The organism is Noviherbaspirillum sp. (assembly GCF_035254865.1).
Taxonomy (GTDB): Bacteria; Pseudomonadota; Gammaproteobacteria; order Burkholderiales; family Burkholderiaceae_D; genus Noviherbaspirillum.
Genome location: NZ_DATFAF010000011.1, coordinates 1 through 19,256, shown reverse-complemented (window position 1 = coordinate 19,256; position 19,256 = coordinate 1). Strand labels below are relative to the sequence as shown.

The 19,256-nt window shown below is 61.3% G+C and carries 15 protein-coding genes; 13 read left to right on the top strand and 2 right to left on the bottom strand.

All coding sequences use genetic code 11. From position 1 onward, the window contains the following. Positions 1-12 precede the first annotated feature (12 nt). The gene (locus tag VJ651_RS03115) at positions 13-714 is read left to right on the top strand and encodes an AzlC family ABC transporter permease (protein ID WP_324106021.1); all 702 of its coding nucleotides are present in this window, start codon (positions 13-15) and stop codon (positions 712-714) included. Then, positions 714-1,037 carry an AzlD domain-containing protein gene (locus tag VJ651_RS03110; protein ID WP_324106020.1) on the top strand — a complete coding sequence of 108 codons (324 nt, stop codon included), beginning with the start codon at positions 714-716 and terminating at the stop codon, positions 1,035-1,037. The genes VJ651_RS03115 and VJ651_RS03110 overlap by 1 nt, the downstream gene beginning before the upstream one ends. Before the next feature lie 6 nt (positions 1,038-1,043). Here the strand turns inward: VJ651_RS03110 and VJ651_RS03105 are convergent, their stop codons facing one another. Then, on the bottom strand, positions 1,044-1,544 hold the full coding sequence (locus VJ651_RS03105; protein WP_324106019.1) for an SET domain-containing protein: 501 nt from the start codon (positions 1,542-1,544) through the stop codon (positions 1,044-1,046). A 346-nt stretch (positions 1,545-1,890) separates the two neighbouring features. Here VJ651_RS03105 and VJ651_RS03100 point away from each other — a divergent pair, with 346 nt between their 5' ends. The 6 genes from VJ651_RS03100 to VJ651_RS03075 all read left to right on the top strand — a co-directional run bounded on the left by VJ651_RS03100 (position 1,891) and on the right by VJ651_RS03075 (position 11,573). Beyond that, positions 1,891-4,227 (top strand): AsmA family protein, encoded by a 2,337-nt coding sequence (locus VJ651_RS03100; protein WP_324106018.1) that lies wholly within the window; start codon positions 1,891-1,893, stop codon positions 4,225-4,227. Between the two features lie 514 nt (positions 4,228-4,741). Continuing rightward, on the top strand, positions 4,742-6,664 hold the full coding sequence (locus VJ651_RS03095; protein WP_324106017.1) for a PrkA family serine protein kinase: 1,923 nt from the start codon (positions 4,742-4,744) through the stop codon (positions 6,662-6,664). Positions 6,665-6,893: 229 nt separating this feature from the next. After that, on the top strand, positions 6,894-8,159 hold the full coding sequence (locus VJ651_RS03090; protein ID WP_324106016.1) for a YeaH/YhbH family protein: 1,266 nt from the start codon (positions 6,894-6,896) through the stop codon (positions 8,157-8,159). Further along, complete coding sequence (locus tag VJ651_RS03085) at positions 8,156-9,715, top strand: SpoVR family protein (RefSeq protein ID WP_136413923.1); 1,560 nt, start codon at positions 8,156-8,158, stop codon at positions 9,713-9,715. The genes VJ651_RS03090 and VJ651_RS03085 overlap by 4 nt, the downstream gene beginning before the upstream one ends. Before the next feature lie 421 nt (positions 9,716-10,136). After that, the gene (locus VJ651_RS03080) at positions 10,137-11,030 is read left to right on the top strand and encodes a DUF4142 domain-containing protein (protein ID WP_324106015.1); all 894 of its coding nucleotides are present in this window, start codon (positions 10,137-10,139) and stop codon (positions 11,028-11,030) included. Between the two features lie 99 nt (positions 11,031-11,129). Further along, positions 11,130-11,573: a PA2169 family four-helix-bundle protein gene (locus VJ651_RS03075; RefSeq protein WP_324106014.1), complete on the top strand. Its 444-nt coding sequence runs from the start codon at positions 11,130-11,132 to the stop codon at positions 11,571-11,573. Positions 11,574-11,747: 174 nt separating this feature from the next. Here VJ651_RS03075 and VJ651_RS03070 read toward each other — a convergent pair whose 3' ends face one another. Next, positions 11,748-12,230 (bottom strand): BON domain-containing protein, encoded by a 483-nt coding sequence (locus VJ651_RS03070; RefSeq protein WP_324106013.1) that lies wholly within the window; start codon positions 12,228-12,230, stop codon positions 11,748-11,750. 139 nt (positions 12,231-12,369) lie between these two features. Here VJ651_RS03070 and VJ651_RS03065 point away from each other — a divergent pair, with 139 nt between their 5' ends. From VJ651_RS03065 to VJ651_RS03045, 5 genes are all read left to right on the top strand, one after another. After that, a complete protein-coding gene (locus VJ651_RS03065; RefSeq protein WP_324106012.1) occupies positions 12,370-14,028 on the top strand; it encodes an NAD(P)/FAD-dependent oxidoreductase in 1,659 nt (552 codons plus the stop codon). 492 nt (positions 14,029-14,520) lie between these two features. Further along, positions 14,521-16,803: an FAD-dependent oxidoreductase gene (locus VJ651_RS03060; protein WP_324106011.1), complete on the top strand. Its 2,283-nt coding sequence runs from the start codon at positions 14,521-14,523 to the stop codon at positions 16,801-16,803. Continuing rightward, a complete protein-coding gene (porA, locus tag VJ651_RS03055; protein WP_324106010.1) occupies positions 16,794-17,954 on the top strand; it encodes a pyruvate ferredoxin oxidoreductase in 1,161 nt (386 codons plus the stop codon). The genes VJ651_RS03060 and porA overlap by 10 nt, the downstream gene beginning before the upstream one ends. Beyond that, positions 17,951-18,886: a thiamine pyrophosphate-dependent enzyme gene (locus VJ651_RS03050; protein WP_324106009.1), complete on the top strand. Its 936-nt coding sequence runs from the start codon at positions 17,951-17,953 to the stop codon at positions 18,884-18,886. Before porA ends, VJ651_RS03050 begins: the two co-directional genes overlap by 4 nt. Positions 18,887-18,909: 23 nt before the next feature. Further along, on the top strand, positions 18,910-19,256 hold a 347-nt coding region (locus tag VJ651_RS03045; RefSeq protein WP_324106008.1), incomplete at its 3' end, for a helix-turn-helix transcriptional regulator.

The following is a 19,256-nucleotide window of genomic DNA, read 5'->3' as shown; positions in this document are numbered from 1 at the left end:
CATATCCGCGTCATGATCCAAACCACACGCCTTTCAAGCCTCGCCGCCGGAGCGCGCGACACCTTGCCGATGCTGGTCGGCGCCGCACCCTTCGGCATGATTTTCGGTACGCTGGTCGCCACCACCCCGCTCGCCGCCTGGCAGGGGCAATTGATGTCGATGAGCGTGTTTGCCGGTTCCAGCCAGTTCATCGCCGTCGGCCTGGTCGCCGGCCATGCCGGTCTGCTGGTGATCTGGCTCACCACCTTCATCGTCAACCTGCGGCACATGCTGTATGCGGCGACCATGCTGCCACATGTGGCGCACCTGCCCGCGCGCTGGCGCTGGACGCTCGGCTTTCTGATGACCGATGAAACCTTCGCGGTGATGAACGGCTATTACAGCAAGCGCGGCGACGCACGGCTCGGTCACTGGTATTTTCTCGGCTCCGGCCTGTCCATGTACGCCAACTGGCAGTTGTGGACGCTGGTGGGACTGCTGTTCGGCGCGGTGTTCCCGCAGTTGCCGTCGCTGGGCCTCGATTTCGCCATGGTGGCGACCTTCATTGCGATCGTGGTGCCGCAGCTGAATCGCTTGCCGCAATTCTTCGCGGCGCTCGCCGCAGGCATCTTTGCCTATCTGTTGAAGGATGTTCCCTACAAGCTGGGCTTGATGAGCGCGGTGCTGATCGGCGTAGCGGTCGGGATGGCGCTGACAAAACAAGGGAAGAAATGATGAATTACACGCTGATGATCGTCGGCATGGCGCTGGTCACCGTCGTTATCAAGGCCGGGATTTTCATGCTGGGCGGCCGGCTGTCGCTCCCGCCACTGATGCAGCAGGCCCTGAGTTTTGTGCCGGTGACGGTATTGACGGCCATTATCGTCCCGCTGGTGCTGGCGCCGCAGGGCGCGGACCTGGAGCTGAGCTGGCGCAACCCGCAACTGGTGGCGTCCCTCGTCGCGATAGCGGTATGCGCGGCGACACGCCGCCAGCTGCTCACGATTACGGTGGCGCTGGGCGTGTTCTTTGGGTGGCGCTTCGGGGTGCTTCTATAAGACAGACTAGGCGTTCTGCTTGCGCTTCTTCTTCGGCGCCAGCAAGGTACGGCGGCACTTTTCCGCGCCGCACAGGCAGCCGTAGGCACGCTTGAGCGCCGGTGTGTGACGTTCGTCCAATGTCAGGCCATAGTCGTAGTTGAGTTCCTCGCCGCGCTTGATGTCGCGCAGCGCGTAGATGAACACATGGCCATCCTCTTCTCGCGCTTCGCAATTCGGCTCGCACGCATGGTTGATCCAGCGCGCGTCGTTGCCCTTGCTGCCGCCGTCGATGATCTTGCCGCTTTCCAGGCTGAAGAAGAAGGTGTGGAAATCGTCGGCAGCCTTGGCGTTTTCCCGTTTGACTGCTTCCTTCCAGTTGATGCGCTCGCCTTCGTATTCCACGATGCGAGTGCCGGCGGGGATGTTGCGCACCGCGAATACGCCGCGGCCATGGATGCGGGAATTGCGGACCGCGAAGATGGGGCGAACGGCGGATGCGGGTTCTGTCTTGCTGATGCGACTCATTTCGATTCCGGAGAAAGTAAAACGAAAAGGCTTGTATACAACACGTATTTTGCGAAGGTTTGAAGTTTAAACAATTCTCATGGGCTTTTGGTCCTTCTGCCCGCCAGGACTCTTAAAAATGTTGGGCAGGGCGCCACGACAGGCACTGCCGGCTGCCATGCAACGCGGCCAGCGGAACCAAGGGCGGGATGTTTCCTCAAATACAAGGCAAGCCTGTGCGCCGGGTCTCCTGTACGCGGCGGGGCCAAGGCTAATTGACGAGCGGCGCGCACGGCCTATGCTGTAATTAAAGACATGTACCGGCGCCCATGGATCGTCACGACCGCCACGATTGCAAAGGGATCTGATGCACAAGACCGCCAGGAATATTCTGATCGCCCTCGCCGCACTGATCGCGCTGCTGCTCGCGGCGGCCGGCATTATCGCGGCGACCTTCAACCCGAACGATTACAAGCCCTTGCTGATCCGCCTGGTGCAGGAGAAGAAGCAGCGCACGCTCAGCATTCCGGGCGACATCAAGCTGACCTTCTTTCCGAAACTCGGCGCCGACCTGGGCCGGGTCAGCATTTCCGAGCACAACAACAAGGCCGAATTCGCCGCCGTGGATAGTGCCAAGGTCTCGCTCGCGCTGATTCCGCTGCTGGCGAAGCAACTGGTGGTCGACCGTGTTCGCATCGATGGCCTGCGTGCCCACATCACGCGTTCCGAGGATGGCAGCGCCAACTACGACGACCTGCTTTCCAAGGATGAGTCGGGGCAGCAGGTCAAGTTCGCCATCGACAGCGTGCATATTTCGCGCGCGAATGTGATCTATGACGATCGCCAGCAAGGGCGCAAGTTCGAACTCGCGAACATGGATCTGGAAACCGGCAAGATCGCCAACAATGTGCCAAGCAAACTGGACTTTGCGGCCGACGTCAAAGGCAACAAGCCGGAAGTGAATGCGCGGGTCAACTTCAAGACCGGCTTCACGCTCGACCTCGATCGAAAGCGCTATACGCTGAAGAGTCTGGACGCACAGCTCAAGGGTGGTCTGCTCGGTTTCAATGACCTGCTGCTGAAGGCGGCCGGCGACGCTGACCTGCAACCGGAGGCCAAGCGCTTCCTGCTCGATGGCATCAAGCTGTCCGCCAACGGCAAGCAGGCCGGCAATGCGATCGACGCCAGTGTGGACATACCGAAGCTGGCGGTGACAGACGCGAACGTCAGCGGCGGCAAGCTGAGCGGCCAGGCCAAGCTGAGCGAGGGCGGACGCAGCATCAGCGCCGACTTCAGCATGCAGTCCTTCGAAGGCACGCCGCAGGCATTCAAGCTGCCGGCCCTGACGCTCGACGCCGCCATCAAGGACGCCACGCTGGATGCCAAGGCGAATATCTCCGGCGCATTGGCCGGCGACTTGGACAAGCTCCTGTTTACATCGCCGCAACTTGCCTTGCGCCTGTCGGGGCGGCAGGGCGACACCACGCTCAGCGGATCGCTGACCACGCCCTTGTCGGCCGACCTGAAAACCCAGCTGATCGAACTGTCGCGCATCGCGGCGGACTTCACCCTGCCCAATCCCGGCGGAGGAACGCTGGCGCTGAAAGCCGGTGGCAATGCGAGTGTGCACCTTGGCAAGCAATCCGCGTCGGCCGTGCTCAAGGGCAGCCTCGACCAGAGCAATTTCAATGCGAAACTCGGGCTGAAGGATTTCTCCCCCGCTGCGTATACTTTCGATATCGGCATCGATCAGCTCGATCTTGATCGCTACCAGCGCAAGGCCGCGGCGGCAAGCGCGCCGGCATCAAAGCCGGCGACGGAAGCGCCCATGGATTTTTCCGCACTGCAGAAATTGCAGGCCAGCGGCAGCGTGCGCGTCGGCGCCCTGAAGGTGGCAAATCTCAAGACCTCGAACGTGCGCTTCGACGTGCACGCATCGGGCGGCAAGCTGGACGTCAGCCCGCTCGCCGCCAATCTGTACGGCGGCAGCGCAAGCGGCGCGCTCGCCATCACGGCAGGCAAGCCGGTGCGTTTCGCGCTGCGTCAAACGCTGTCCGGCATCAACGTCGGTCCGCTCCTGAAGGATGCGATCGACAAGGAGCCGATCGAAGGCCGTGGCAATGTGCAGCTCGATGTCAGCACCAGCGGTGCGAGCTTCAATCAGATCAGGAAAGGCTTGAACGGCAACGCAAGACTGGAACTGCGCGACGGCGCGATTCGCGGCGTCAATATCGCGCAAACGGTGCGACGCGCAAAAGCGCAGATTGGCGCCGTCCGGGGTGATGCACCGCCGCAAAGCGGGACTGCCTCGGCGGCGGAGAAAACCGACTTCAGCGAACTGACCGGAAGCTTCCGCATCGCCAATGGTGTCGCGCACAACGACGACCTCAATATCAAATCGCCACTGGTGCGTGTTGGCGGTTCTGGCGATATCAATCTGGGCGAAGAACGCATCGACTATCTGGCCAGGGCAACCGTGGTGTCCACGCTGCAGGGGCAGGGCGGTCCGGAACTGCAGGCGCTGAAGGGATTGACGGTGCCGGTCAAACTATCGGGACCGTTCAGCGCGATTGGCTGGCGCATCGACTTCGCCGGCATGGCGAGCGAACTCGCCAAACAAAAGATCGATGAAAAGAAAGAAGAAGTGAAAGCCAAAATCCAGGAGCAGCTCAGGGACAAGCTGAAGGGATTTCTTGGCAGATAAATTCCGTGGCTCTTTTACTATATCCGACTACAAAAACGGTGCAAGAAAAATCATGACAAGTGCATTGTGATTTTGCATCGATGCAACGCATAACAGATGCGTTGCCCTTCAATTTTCTTCACAAGGTGCAAGGCAATCGCATGAACAGCGCGTGCTTTTGCGTTCAATTCCCGCGATAGATTTTGCGACGCATTTTTCGATGCGTGAAGAGTGTCGCATTTACGCAAACATGCTGCGCGTATTGCGTGGCAAAGGCGAGCGAACAGCAGAGGCTTTCGACCATGCATGTGCAAAAAAGTTTTGCGCAATCGAAAGTTTTTCACGACTAAAGTGCGAGAAATATCGCTTTGAAAAGATGAAGTGACTACACAAATTCTCAACGATTTTCTCTGTCGGAAAAAAACGAAAAATTTTCTATGGACAATGGAAAACAACGCGTATTATTAAATTGCGGAGTGGAAATTCAAATCTGTATCCGACACCCACTGACCGGTAGATTTACAAAGGAAACCCCATGAAAATCTTTGACAACTACGCATCACGGTATGAGCGGACACGGGAAGAGGAGTACTCCCTGCAAGAATATCTGGAATTGTGCAAGCGCGATCGACTCGCCTACGCCACCGCTGCCGAGCGCATGCTCGAAGCGATCGGCGAGCCCGAACTGGTCGACACGCGCCACGATCCGCGACTCTCGCGCATCTTCGCCAACAAGGTTATCAAGATCTATCCTGCCTTCCGTGAGTTCTACGGAATGGAGGAAGTCATCGAGCAGGTCGTCTCTTATTTTCGTCATGCAGCACAAGGCCTGGAAGAGCGCAAACAGGTGCTCTACCTCCTCGGCCCTGTTGGCGGCGGCAAATCGTCGATCGCCGAAAAACTGAAAGCGTTGATGGAACATGTTCCGTTCTACGCGATCAAGGGTTCGCCCGTGAATGAATCGCCGCTCGGCCTGTTCGACGCGGATGAAGACGGCGCGATCCTCGAAGAAGATTACGGCATCCCGCGCCGCTATCTGAAAACCATCCCCAGCCCTTGGGCAGTGAAACGCCTGCACGAATTCAACGGCGACATCAATCAGTTCCGCGTGGTGCGGCGCTATCCGTCCGTGCTGAAGCAGATCGCGATTTCGAAAACCGAGCCGGGCGACGAAAACAACCAGGACATCTCATCGCTGGTGGGCAAGGTCGACATCCGCAAGCTGGAAGACTATTCGCAGGACGATCCGGATGCCTACAGCTACTCCGGCGGTCTGTGCCTGTCGAACCAGGGCCTGATGGAATTCGTCGAAATGTTCAAGGCCCCGATCAAGGTGCTGCATCCGCTGCTGACTGCAACGCAGGAAGGCAACTACAAGGGTACCGAAGGTTTCGGCGCGATCCCCTTCGACGGCGTGGTGCTGGCGCACTCGAACGAGTCGGAATGGAAGGCGTTCAAGAACAACAAGAACAATGAAGCATTTCTCGATCGTATCTACATCGTGAAAGTGCCGTATTGCCTGAGAGTGTCCGAGGAAATCAAGATTTACGAAAAGCTGGTCCGCACCTCCTCGTTGTCGCAAGCGCCCTGCGCGCCCGGCACCTTGAAGATGATGGCGCAGTTCGCCATCCTGTCACGCCTGAAGGAACCGGAAAATTCCAGCATCTTCTCCAAGATGCAGGTGTATGACGGCGACAACCTCAAGGACACCGATCCGAAAGCGAAGTCGCGCCAGGAATATGCGGACTATGCCGGCGTTGACGAAGGAATGAACGGCCTGTCGACACGCTTCGCGTTCAAGATCCTGTCCAAGGTATTCAACTTCGACAACACCGAAGTCGCGGCCAACCCGGTGCACTTGCTGTACGTGCTGGAGCAACAGGTCGAGCGCGAGCAGTTCCCGCCGGAGACCGAGCAGAAGTACATGTCGTATATCAAGGAGTACCTGGCGCAGCGTTACGTGGAATTCATTGGCAAGGAGATCCAGACGGCCTACCTCGAAAGCTATTCGGAATACGGCCAGAACATCTTCGATCGTTATGTGACCTTCGCCGACTTCTGGATCCAGGATCAGGAATTCCGCGATCCGGACACCGGCGAGAGCTTCGACCGCGAATCGCTGAACAGCGAGCTCGAGAAGATCGAGAAGCCCGCCGGCATTTCGAATCCGAAGGACTTCCGCAACGAGATCGTCAACTTCGTGTTGCGTGCGCGTGCCCAGAACAACGGCAAGAACCCGGCCTGGACCAGCTACGAGAAGCTGCGCACGGTGATCGAGAAGAAGATGTTCTCGAATACCGAAGAGCTGCTGCCGGTGATCTCCTTCAACGCGAAGGCGAGCGCCGACGACGCGAACAAGCATCAGGAGTTCGTCTCGCGCATGGTGGACAAGGGTTACACCGCCAAGCAGGTACGCCTGCTGTGCGAATGGTATCTGCGGGTCCGCAAGTCGTCTTGATGTAGAAGTACCCCGCGCCTTGCATGTCGGTTCCCTCCCCCTTGCAGGGGGAGGGGCAGGGTGGAGCAGGGAGGTCGAGATATCGGTATCGATGGCTCGGGCACTCTACCCCCATCCCAACCTTCCCCTTACAAGGGGGACGGCGCCGGCAAGCGGGTGCAGGATAATCCCTCGCTTGCGAGCAAAAGAGGGATATAACAAACGCCCATACAGAGTTTCAGGAGGCATTTTGGCTTACCTCATCGACCGGCGTCTGCAAGGCAAGAACAAGTCCGCTGGCAACCGCGAGCGCTTCCTGCGTCGTTACAAGTCCCAGATCAAGGACGCCGTTACACGTGCCATCAAGGGCCGCTCGATCACCGAGGTCGAGAAAGGCGAAAAAGTATCCATTCCGGTCAAGGACATCAACGAACCCACGTTCGGCCATGCGCATGGCGGCGTGTGGGAAACGGTGCGGCCGGGTAACAAGGAATATCAGAAGGGCGACCAGATCCAGCGGCCGAAAGGCGGCAATGGCGCCGGCAAGGGCAAGGCGGGCAACAGCGAAGAGATTACCGAAGACGATTTCGTATTCGAGCTCTCGCGCGAAGAGTTCATGAACTACTTCTTCGAAGACCTGGAGTTGCCCAACCTGGTCAAGACGCAACTGACTTCCATCACGGAATTCAAGCAGCAGCGCGCCGGCTACACCATCTCCGGCACGCCGACCAACATCCATGTGCTGCGCTCGATGCGCGGCGCGATCGGCCGCCGCATCGCCGTGGGCGCCAAGTCGCGCAAGCGCCTGAAGGAAGCCGAAGCGGAGATGGACGAGCTGCTGAAGACCACCTTCGAGGACGACCACCGCATCGTGGCGCTGCGCAAGGAAATCCATCATCTGCGCGCCAAGCTGTTCGGCATTCCCTTCCTCGATCCGATCGACTTGCGCTACAGCAACCGCATCAAGGTGCCGAAGCCCTCGACGCAGGCGGTGATGTTCTGCGTGATGGACGTGTCGGGTTCGATGGACCAGGCGAAGAAGGACGCGGCCAAGCGTTTCTTCATCCTGCTCTACCTGTTCCTGGAGCGCGCCTACGAGAAGATCGAGGTGGTGTTCATCCGCCACCACACGCAGGCGACCGAAGTCGACGAAAACGAGTTCTTCAATTCGCGCGAATCGGGCGGCACCGTGGTGTCGTCGGCGCTGCACCTGCTCGACAAGATCATCAACGAGCGCTACGCGCGCGGCGACTGGAACGTGTATGTCGCGCAGGCGTCCGACGGCGACAACTGGGACAACGATTCGGTGACCTGCCGCGAACTGTTGATCAACAAGATCATGCCGCTGGTGCAGTACTTTGCTTATGTCGAAATCACCGACGGCGAACCGCAGAACCTGTGGCATGAATACACGCAGATACCGGACATCCATCCGCACTTTGCGATGCAGAAAATCGAGTCGCCGGCCGATATCTATCCGGTGTTCCGTGAACTCTTCAAGAAGCAGGCGAAATGACGACGACTGAGCTCAAGAAACCGGCCAGGAAGTCTCGCAAGAAGGCCGTCAAAACGTTCCGGCTTCCGGAGCAATCGGAGTGGACCTTCGAGCTGCTCGAACAGGTGCATGAAGAAATCCGCCGGGTGGCCGAGAACTTCGGCCTCGATACTTACCCGAACCAGCTGGAAGTCATCACCGCCGAGCAGATGATGGATGCCTACGCATCGGTCGGCATGCCGGTGTCCTACAGCCACTGGTCCTTCGGCAAGCATTTCCTGGCGACGGAAAAGAGTTACAAGCGCGGCCACATGGGGCTGGCGTACGAGATCGTGATCAACTCGAATCCGTGCATTGCCTACCTGATGGAAGAGAACAGCCTGACCATGCAGGCGCTGGTCATCGCGCACGCCTCCTACGGCCACAATTCCTTCTTCAAGGGCAATTACCTGTTCCGCACGTGGACCGATGCGGAAGCGATCATCGACTACATGGTGTTCGCGAAGAACTACATCGCGGATTGCGAGCGGCGTTACGGCATCGAAGCGGTGGAACTGCTGCTCGATTCCTGCCACGCGCTGCAGAACTATGGCGTCGACCGCTACAAGCGCCCGACCAAGCTGTCGATGGCGGAAGAACGCGAGCGGCAGGAAGAGCGCGAGCGTTACCTGCAGTCGCAGGTGAACGATTTGTGGCGCACGCTGCCGCGCAAGGCGGAAGTGGTGCAGGAGGATGCGCCCAACCGTTTCCCGGCCGAGCCGCAGGAAAACCTCTTGTACTTCATCGAGAAGTACGCGCCGCTGCTGGAACCGTGGCAGCGCGAAATCGTGCGCATCGTGCGCAAGGTGTCGCAATACTTCTATCCGCAGCGCCAGACCCAGGTGATGAACGAGGGCTGGGCCACGTTCTGGCATTACACCATCCTCAATCAGTTGTATGACGAAGGCGTGGTCGGCAACGGCTTCATGATGGAATTCCTGCAAAGCCATACCAACGTCGTCTATCAACCGCCGGTCACCAGCAAGTACTTCAACGGCATCAATCCGTATGCGCTCGGCTTCGCGATGATGCGCGACATCCGCCGCATCTGCGAAGACCCGACGGAGGAAGACCGCCAGTGGTTTCCGGATATCGCCGGCAGCGACTGGAAGAAGACGCTCGACTTCGCGATGCGCAACTTCAAGGATGAAAGCTTCATCTCGCAATACCTGTCGCCCAAGCTGATCCGCGACTTCCATTTCTTCTCCGTGCTGGACGACGACAAGAAGGACAAGCTGAGCATTTCCGCGATCCATGACGACGATGGCTACCGCTATCTGCGCGAACAGCTCGCCGGCCAGTACAACATGCACAACCGCGAGCCGAACATCCAAGTATGGTCGGTGGACACGCATGGCCAGCGCTCGCTGACCCTGCGTCACAACCAGTACCTGCGCCGTCCTCTCAGCCAGCAGACGGAGGAAGTGCTGAAACACGTGACGCGCCTGTGGGGTTTTGATGTGATTCTGGAAACCGTCGATCCGGACGGGACTGTATTGAACACTGTCGAATGCAAGTGCGAGAAAAGACACCGTTAGAAGACCGGTCATAAGGTTTGCGAGGACGCTGCTCGGAAAGGGGAGCGCCGCAAGGCGCAGCGGCGTCCTTCGCAACCCGCCTGCAACCGGTGCGCTTTCGCGTCTTGCAGGCGGCATTGACCGTTCTTCGTTCATGGGCGCTTGCCGGAGCAATCCGGCAAGTCTTGATGCCAAGGCGAAAGCCTTGGCATTTTTTTTGCGCACAACTTTTTCCCCGTGTTTCCTGCTGGCCCACATGGCCGAATATTCGCTGTAAATATTGCATTTCCTTGTAGTCTCTTCCACATCTGCATCGCATAAATTGCCGCCGGCGCGGCATCGGCTCGCCTGCGCACTCTGGCACGCACATTGCCTGACTGCTCACGCATCATCCGATGCAATTCGTTGGCTATTGCCATCATGTTCCTGAAGGAGACTAGAGATGCAAGAACGTAACAAACTCAATCGCCTGCTCGGCGTCGCCGCGCTCGCGATGCTTTTTGGCGGGACTTCGGTCTACGCGCAATCCACCGCGCCGGACGCCTCCGGCATGACGAAGGAAAACAAGGCCGGCAAGATGAGCCCGACCGGCCAGAACGAAACCTCGAGCGCGAAACCGTCAAGCAGCGCGCCGAGCAGCAGCGCGTCGAGTTCCAGCGACAAGGCTTCGTCCTCCAGCAGCGGCGCGTCCGGTACCAGCGGACAGGCGGCGTCGGGCAGCAGCGCGTCGGACACCTCGAGTAGCGCAAGCAAGAGCGCGAGCGGCGCATCGCTGAGCAAGGCCGACCAGAATCTGATGCGCGACATCGCCTATTCCAACCTGGCCGAAATCGAAGCGGCAAAAGTTGCGCAGAACAAGACCAAGAGCGATCAGGTCAAGACCTTTGCGCAAAAGATGATCGACGACCATACGCAGGCCCAGAAGGACCTGGAACAACTGGCGCAGTCGAAGGGCGTCACGCTGCCGACCGAACCCGACAGGAAGCATCAGGCCGAGCTGAAAAAGCTCAGCGCGCTGGAAGGCGACAAGTTTGACAAGCAGTACATGTCCAAGGGCGGCGTGGGCGACCATCGCAAGACCGACAATATGCTGAAGAAGGCGGAGCAGCGCGCCAAGGATCCGGACCTGAAGGCGCTGGTCGCGAAGATCAAGCCGACCGTGGACGAGCATCTGACCATGGCCAAGGACATTTCCAGCGGCAAGAGCACCGCATCGGGATCGTCCGGCAAGTCGGGCACATCGTCGAGCGGCGCCGGTTCATCCGAGAGCAAGGACAAATCCAAGCCCTCCGACACCTCCGGCTCGTCGAGTACCAGCGGAATGGAAAAGAAATAGTTCCGGGCCTCGCATGAATGCCGCGTTCCGTCGCTCCCCACGCCGGGAGCGACGCGCGCCGGTGCGAGCCGATGACATGCAACCATGACGGGAGCGGGCATGGACAACGATGAAGTAATCTCGACCTTGAACAAGCTGATCGAAACCAGCAAGGACGGCGAGGAAGGCTTCCGCAGCTGTGCGGACAATGCCAGCGATCCGCAGCTCAAGACCTTTTTCTCCAATCGCGCGCAGACCTGCACGGCGGCGGTGATCGAGTTGCAGGAGCTGGTGCGCGCCTATGGCGGCGACCCGGAAAACAGCAGCGACCTGGGGAGTGCCTTGCACCGCCGCTGGGTCGACATCAAGGGGCTGGTCACCGGCAAGAACGACAGGGCGGTGCTCAAGGAATGCGAACGCGGCGAGGATGTCGCGGTAGCGAGTTACCGCAGCGCGCTGGACAAGAATCTGCCGGCCGATGTGCGCAGCGTGGTGGAAAAGCAGTTTCACGGCGTGCTGAAGAATCATGACCAGGTGAAGAGCCTGCGCGACCAGTATCGATAGCGGTGACAGGTGATGCCAGGGCGATTGCATGAAGCCACTGCGCTGTCCACGGAAGACACGGAAAAATACAACACAAGTTCTTTCCGTGTTTTCCGTGTCTTCCGTGGACAATGTATTGCTTTTCCTGCGCAACGCACCGCTACATGCAAGCACGCCGCAGGCGATGCGCCGGTTCTATCTCGCACTTGTTTGCAGCTTGTCGATGACAAATTCCACCATCGGGACGCGACGCACCGTCTCGACGGCGTTGCCGCGCTGGCTCTCTTCGGCAATGCAACCCTCCAGCGTGACCCATTTGTGTTCCGTCGAGACCCATATCGAGGAACGCTGCAGTTGCGGCGCCGCCTTGATCGCCTGCACCACACCCTTGTTGATCTCGTGGTCGTGCTGGTAGGGGCCGCCCGGTTCGCAGCGTCCGTCCAGCACGCAGGAGTTGCCGCGCTCGATGCGATGATGGGCATCGGCAAGCGCTTCCTCCTTCGTGCGCAACGGGCCCTTGACTTGGCCGCACTGCGGAATCGTGTCCGTCGCCTGCTCGAAGGGATCGTCGTACCAGTTCTTCCTTTCCTCGGCCTGCACGGCGCCGGGCAGGAGAATCAAGGCGGCTGCCATGAGCCGCAAGGGCTTGCGAATCGGGATCGGTAACTTGCCCATCATTCCTCCACGCCTGGTCATTGCAGGCAGATTACCTGATAGGCACTTTGTTGACAAAAATGCTTCGATGCAAGGGCAGGCTCAGGTGATATGCCGTAGAGTAAAATAGCGCCCTTCCCATCGGACTCTCCACGCCACGCACATGCTGCGACTGACCAACGTCATCCTCCCGCTCGACCATACCGACGCCGACCTGCAAGCCGCCATCCTGGCAAGGCTGAAGATTGCGGCCGGCGATCTGATCCGCACCATCGTCTTCCGGCGCGGCTACGACGCGCGCAAGCGTAGCGCGATCACGCTGGTGTACACGCTCGACGTGGAGGTGAAGAATGAGGAGGCGCTGCTGGCGCGCCTGAAGGAAGTGCCGAACGTCGGCATCGCACCCGACACCAGCTACAAGTTCGTCACGCAGGCGCCGGCTCATGTCGACAAGCGGCCGGTGATCATCGGCTTCGGCCCCTGCGGCATTTTCGCGGCGCTGATCCTGGCGCAGATGGGTTTTCGGCCCATCATCCTCGAACGCGGCAAGGTCGTGCGCGAACGCACCAAGGACACCTGGGGCCTGTGGCGCAAGCGCGAGCTCAATCCGGAATCGAACGTGCAATTCGGCGAAGGCGGCGCGGGCACTTTTTCCGACGGCAAGCTGCACAGCGGGATCAAGGACCCGAAGCATTACAGCCGCAAGGTGCTGACCGAATTCGTGAAGGCGCACGCGCCGGAAGAAATCCTGTATGTCAGCAAGCCGCACATCGGCACCTTCCGCCTGGTGAAGATGGTGGAGGCGATGCGCGAGACCATCGAATCGCTCGGCGGCGAATTCCGTTTCGAGGCGAAAGTCACCGACCTGGAGATCGAGCAGGGACAGGTGCACGGCGTGGTGCTGGAAAACGGCGAACGTATCGCCACCAATCACGTCGTGCTGGCAGTCGGGCACAGCGCGCGCGACACCTTCCAGATGCTCTACGACCGTGGCGTGTATGTGGAAGCCAAGCCCTTCTCCATTGGTTTCCGTATCGAGCATCCGCAGTCGCTGATCGACAAGGCGCGCTTCGGCAACTTCGCCGGCCATCCGCTGCTGGGCGCGGCCGATTACAAGCTGGTGCATCACTGCAAGAATGGTCGCACGGTCTACAGTTTCTGCATGTGCCCGGGCGGCACCGTGGTGGCCGCGACCTCCGAGCCGGGACGCGTGGTCACCAACGGCATGAGCCAGTATTCGCGCAATGAACGCAACGCCAACAGCGGCATCGTGGTCGGCATCACGCCGGAGGATTATCCGACCGATCGCGGTCCGAACCATCCGCTGGCCGGCATCGACCTGCAGCGCGAGCTGGAATCGCGCGCCTATGTGCTCGGCGGCAGCAACTATGATGCGCCGGGCCAGCTGGTGGGCGACTTCATCGCCGGCAAGCCCTCCGGCGAACTCGGTGCGGTGCAGCCTTCGTACAAGCCGGGCGTGCATCTGACCGATCTCGCGCCCTCGCTGCCTGCTTACGCGATCGAAGCCATACGCGAAGCGCTTCCCGCATTCGATCGCCAGATCCGCGGATATGCGATGCGCGATGCGCTGCTGACTGGCGTCGAAACGCGGACCTCGTCACCGGTACGCATCAAGCGCCAGGACAACTTCCAGAGCGTGAACACCAAGGGGCTGTATCCGGCCGGCGAGGGCGCCGGTTACGCCGGCGGCATCCTGTCGGCGGCGGTCGATGGCATCAAGGTCGCCGAAGCGGTCGCCCTCAGCATGGTCGGCAGCGCCGATGCACGCGGCGGCGCCCAGGCAGGTGAGCAGATTTACTGATCCTGTCCCACCTTGTAGTTCATCCAGATGACATTAAGCGGTGCGGCAGAACGGCATGATTGTCCACGGAATACACGGAAGGCACGGAAAAAACCCTTGAGCTTTTTGCGTGGCGCGCCGAGTGTCTTTTGTGGACAAAGGTTTCTGTCCTGCTGCAGGGAAATGATGGATATCCGCGAAGGACAAGAAAATAATGATTCTTTTCGTGATTTCCGTGTATTCCGTGGACAGTCATAGCATCCCTGGCGCACCCATTCAAATCATCTAAATCCTCTACCAGGGCGACGGGGCAGATACGCTTCACAAGCGGCAAAAAATTGATCTGGATCGCGTTCCGGCAACGCCGACGTTGGCGCGGGCGGTACTCCGCGCTAATGTACTGATGACCCTCTCCGATCCGGCCGGCGGCCGGATAGCGCGATCGCCACAAGCGATCCGGAGAGCGGTGCCGAGAGATTCATCCGATTTCACGGCTTCGGTGTGGAGGAGAAGATGGAGCAACGGACCAATACCGGCTCCCCAGCGCAGGCGGCTACCGCCACTGTGCCGGGCGGGCTGTCCTTGCCGCTGGAAGTGCGGGTGCACGGCCGGGGCGGACAGGGCGGCGTCACCTGCGCCAAGCTGATCGCGGCGCTGTACACGCAGATGGGCTTGCATGTGCAGACCTTCGGGGATTACGGCAGCGAGCGCTCGGGCGCCCCCGTGCAAGCCTATACCCGCGTCGATCACGTCCCCATCGCCAACCGCAACAAGGTCTATCGGCCGAACCATTTGCTGGTGCTCGACGAAGGCCTGATGGGCGAACCGATCCTGTCCGGTGCCTCGGCGGGCGCGGTCCTGCTGCTCAACTCCCACGCCAGCCTCGACACCTACACCGGACGTTTCGCGCACTATCAGTTCGGCGTGGTGGATGCCACCGAGATCGCGCGCGAACACGGCATCGGCAGCAGTTCGGTCGTCATCATCAATACCACCATGCTGGGCGCGTATGCGCGCATGATGGGCATTCCGCTGACGGTCCTCGAAAAGACCTACGCATCGATGGGCCTGAGCGACGACCTTGACGCCGCGCGCGACGCCTATGCGCATGTTCGCATGCGCGACGCGGACCACGCCGCCGACATCCCCTCCGCCTCAGTCATCCTCGCCGCGCTGCCGGACGTGATGCCGATGAGCGAGCACAGCGCGGACACCCCGGCGACGCTCAAGACCGGCTCCTGGAGCAACCAGGCGCCGCTCTATCGCGAGCATGCAGCGCCCTGCAATGTCGCCTGCCCCGCCGGCAACGATATCGTGGGATTCATCCAGGCGCTGAAGAAGGATGGGCCGGAAGCGGCTGCAGCGATTCTCTTGCGCACGCAGGCGCTGCCATCGGTGTGCGGTCGCGTCTGCCCTGCGCCCTGCATGAAGGAATGCAATCGCGCCGCGTTCGACGGCGCGGTCAGCATCCGCAGCCTTGAACGCTGGATAGGCGACAAGGCAGCGTTGCAGCCGGCACACCAGACACCGACGCAGCGACGCCGCTTCGCTGTGGTCGGCGGCGGCCCGGCCGGCTTGTCGGCCGCGTATCAGCTTGCACTGCGCGGCCATGCCGTGACCATTTACGAAGCCGGCCCCGCGCTGGGCGGCGTGCTGCGCAACGGCATCCCGGCCTTCCGCCTGCCGCCGGAGGTATTGAAGCGCGACATCGACCGCATCATGGCGCTCGGCGTGCAAGCGCAATGCGGCCAGGCCCTGCGCGGGGAGCAACTGGCCCGTCTGGCGCAGGAGTTCGATGCGGTGATCGTGTGCACCGGCTTCGGCCCGCCGACCAGTCTTGCCGCAGAAGGTGCCGGCATGAGCGGCGTGGAACAGGGACTGGAATTCCTCGATCACGCCAAGCGCGGCGGCGTCACCCTGCAAGGCCATGTGGTGGTCGTGGGCGGCGGCAATACCGCCATCGACTGCGCGCGCAGTGCACTGCGTTGCGGCGCCACCTCGGTCAAGCTGATCTACCGGCGCGGCCGCGAAGACATGCCGGCCATCGAAGAGGAAATCGAAGACGCCGAAGAGGAAGGCGTGCGCCTCGTGCTGCATCGTCAGCCGGTCGGCTTCAGCGGCAAGGGCGCGGTCGACGGCATCGTCGTCGCGGAAGTGGAGCCCGGCCCGCCCGACGCGAGCGGGCGCCGCCGCCCTGTCGTCAGCGATCGCACCACGACCATCGCCTGCGACAAGGTGCTGCTGGCGCTCGGCCAGCAAATAGACAAGGAATTGCTGCCGCCGAACTGGCAGATGCGCGACGGCCGCGCATGGCGGGGAGACGAGGCGCTGCCGGTCTGGTTCGCCGGCGATTGCGCAACGGGCGAGGGCACCGTGACGCATGCCATCGGCAACGGCAGGCGCATTGCGTTGCAGGCATTGACGGGCGAGACGGTGGCAACGCAGCCGACGATCAACCCGGTCGCCCCTGCGCAAGTCCGCTTCTCGCATTTCGACCTCGCGACACCGCACAAGGACAGGCACCTGCCGGCGCCCGCGCGCAGGGAGAGCTTCGTCGAATACAACCTCGGCCTGGCCGGCCCCGAAGAAGCCGACCGCTGCTTCTCCTGCGGCCATTGCACCAATTGCGACACTTGCCTGGTCTACTGCCCGGACGGCGTGATCTTCCGCACCGAGGACGGCTATCGGGTCGATGAAGAGTTCTGCAAGGGCTGCGGCATGTGCGTGGCGGAATGCTCGCGCAGCGCGATGGAGATGATCAACAAGAACCAGCGGGAGGCAAGCACATGCCGCTAGAACTCATCAGCGCCAATCATGGCGCAGCACTGGCAGCGACACTCGCGGCGCGCGCCAACCGCACAGGGCGCGGCTTCTGCAGCGGCGTCTATCCGATCACGCCATCCACCGAGTGTATGGAATACCTGTGCGGACAGAGCATCGACAAGGGCAAGGTCATCCGCGTCGAGAGCGAGCACAGCGCCATGGGCGTGTGCATCGGTGCGGCTGCCGCCGGCGCGCGCAGCTTCACCGCGACCTCCTCCAACGGCCTGGCCTACATGGCGGAAAACTGCGCGGCCGCCGCCGGCCTGCGCCTGCCGGTGGTCATGGCCGTGGCCAACCGCACGGTCGGCCCGCCATGGAACATCTGGGCCGACCAGGGTGATGCGCTGATGCTGCGCGACCTCGGCTGGATCCAGTTCTATTGCACCGACAACCAGGAACTGTTCGACACGGTGTTGTGTGCCTTCCGCCTGGCCGAAGACAAGCGCATCATGATGCCCGCCATGGTCTGCATGGAAGGCTTCATCTTGTCGCATACGGTGGCGCAGATCCAGGTCCCGATGCAGGAGCAGGTGGACCGCTTCCTGCCGCCCGCCGCCATTCCGCACCAGCTTGGCGACACGCCGCATACGCTGGGACAAATGGAAGTGCCGCACCTGACCGAGATGCATCGCCTGCAGCATCACAATGCCATGCTGTCGGTGCCGGCCGTGTACGGCGAAATCCAGGATGCCTTCGCCGAGATCTTCGGACGCTGCCTGCCGGATGCCGTGGTGCCGTATCGCGCGGACGATGCCGATACCCTGATCGTTTCCATGGGCACCATCGGATCGACCGCCGAGCGCGTGGTCGACGCGCTGCGCGCCAAGGGACGCAAAGTCGGCGCCTTGCGCGTGCGCCTGTTCCGGCCGCAGCCCTCCGAACTGATCCGCGCCTGGTTTGCCGGCAAGAAGAGGATCGCCGTCATCGATCGCAACATCAGCCTCGGCTTCGGCGGCATCCTGTGGGGCGAAGTGCGCGGACTGGCCGATCCCGGCGCGGTGGTGCAGAGCTACATGGCGGGCGTGGGCGGCGGCGACCTGCGGCCGGAACACATCGACAACATCCTGGCCGACATCGAAGCGCGCCAGCAGTCTGGCCAGCCAACCCTGGTGGAGGCCGTATGAACATGATGAACGAACCGCTCCTGTGCGGCGTCGCGCAGACCGCGCTCGATCGCGCGCAACCGCTGCTGCGGCCGGGCAATACCAATTGCGGCGGCTGCGGCATGTCCAACCTGCTGCAGATGATGCGGCGCGCGATGGCAGACCGCCAGGTGCAATTGATCATCCCGGCCTGCTGCGGCGCGGTCGCCGCCGGCCTCTTCCCGCAAAGCACCTACGGCGTGCCGACACTGCTCACCACCTTCGCTTGCGCACCCGCGGCAGCCAGCGGCGCGGCCAGCGTGGCGCAACTGAACGGCGAAGACACGCGCGTGATCTGCCTGGCCGGCGACGGCGGCACCTACGACATCGGATTCGCCAGCCTGTCCGCAGCGGCCGAGCGCAACGAAGACGTACTCTACATCTGCTACGACAACGAAATCTACGGCAATACCGGCGGCCAGCGTTCCTCCGCCACGCCGCACGGCGCAGTCACCACCAACACGCCGCACGGCAAGCCGGAACAGAAAAAGGATATCGTCGCCATCATGGCCGCGCACCGCATCCCCTACGCCGCCTCTGTCTCGCTCGCGCACGCCGACGACACCCTGCGCAAGCTGCGCCACGCGCTCGACCTCAAGGGCTTCCGCTTCCTGCATGTGCTGTCGCCATGCCCCACCGGCTGGAAGTCCGAGCCCGCGCTCGGCATCGAACTGGTGCGGCTTGCCGTGCGCTCCGGCCTGTTCCCCGTGCTCGAAGTATTCGACGGCAAGCGCTACGCGATCAATATCGAACCGGACTTCTCCGACGAAGCGCTCGACATGTATTTGTCGCTGCAACGCCGCTTCCAGAAATCCGGACTGAGCGCGGCCGACCTGCGGCCCGACATCGAGCGTCACTGGCAAAACCTGCGCGCGCTGTCCGGCCGCATCGTGCCCGCCAGACGCCAAATCTGAATCAACAGCCAGAGAGGACAACCGTGCGCAAATATGTCGGAGAGCGGATACAGAAATTGCGTGAAGCGCAAGAGCTGACGATCGAGCAGGTCTGCAAGCTCACCGGCATCGAAGCCGAGCGCCTGCGCGCCTACGAAAGCGGAGAAGCGGTGCCTTCCATCGGTGCCGTGATCCAGCTCTCGCGCGTGTTCGGATCGAAGATGGAAGGCCTGCTGCACGGCGGCGCCACGGTGACCGAATCGCTCACCATCTGCCGCTCCGGCGAATCCTTCTCGGGCGAGCAGGGCGACACCGAGCAGAGCTACGCCTACAACTCCCTGACCCGCCCCGGCACCGCCGGCCACGTCATGGAACCGTTCCTCCTCACCTT

Excerpts from the sequence above, each read along its gene's own strand:
- VJ651_RS03115 (WP_324106021.1), top strand. The coding sequence starts at position 13 with ATGATCCAAACCACACGCCTTTCAAGCCTCGCCGCCGGAGCGCGCGAC.
- VJ651_RS03110 (WP_324106020.1), top strand. The coding sequence starts at position 714 with ATGAATTACACGCTGATGATCGTCGGCATGGCGCTGGTCACCGTCGTT.
- VJ651_RS03105 (WP_324106019.1), bottom strand. The coding sequence starts at position 1,544 with ATGAGTCGCATCAGCAAGACAGAACCCGCATCCGCCGTTCGCCCCATC.
- VJ651_RS03100 (WP_324106018.1), top strand. The coding sequence starts at position 1,891 with ATGCACAAGACCGCCAGGAATATTCTGATCGCCCTCGCCGCACTGATC.
- VJ651_RS03095 (WP_324106017.1), top strand. The coding sequence starts at position 4,742 with ATGAAAATCTTTGACAACTACGCATCACGGTATGAGCGGACACGGGAA.
- VJ651_RS03085 (WP_136413923.1), top strand. The coding sequence starts at position 8,156 with ATGACGACGACTGAGCTCAAGAAACCGGCCAGGAAGTCTCGCAAGAAG.
- VJ651_RS03080 (WP_324106015.1), top strand. The coding sequence starts at position 10,137 with ATGCAAGAACGTAACAAACTCAATCGCCTGCTCGGCGTCGCCGCGCTC.
- VJ651_RS03075 (WP_324106014.1), top strand. The coding sequence starts at position 11,130 with ATGGACAACGATGAAGTAATCTCGACCTTGAACAAGCTGATCGAAACC.
- VJ651_RS03070 (WP_324106013.1), bottom strand. The coding sequence starts at position 12,230 with ATGATGGGCAAGTTACCGATCCCGATTCGCAAGCCCTTGCGGCTCATG.
- VJ651_RS03065 (WP_324106012.1), top strand. The coding sequence starts at position 12,370 with ATGCTGCGACTGACCAACGTCATCCTCCCGCTCGACCATACCGACGCC.
- VJ651_RS03060 (WP_324106011.1), top strand. The coding sequence starts at position 14,521 with ATGGAGCAACGGACCAATACCGGCTCCCCAGCGCAGGCGGCTACCGCC.
- porA (WP_324106010.1), top strand. The coding sequence starts at position 16,794 with ATGCCGCTAGAACTCATCAGCGCCAATCATGGCGCAGCACTGGCAGCG.
- VJ651_RS03050 (WP_324106009.1), top strand. The coding sequence starts at position 17,951 with ATGAACATGATGAACGAACCGCTCCTGTGCGGCGTCGCGCAGACCGCG.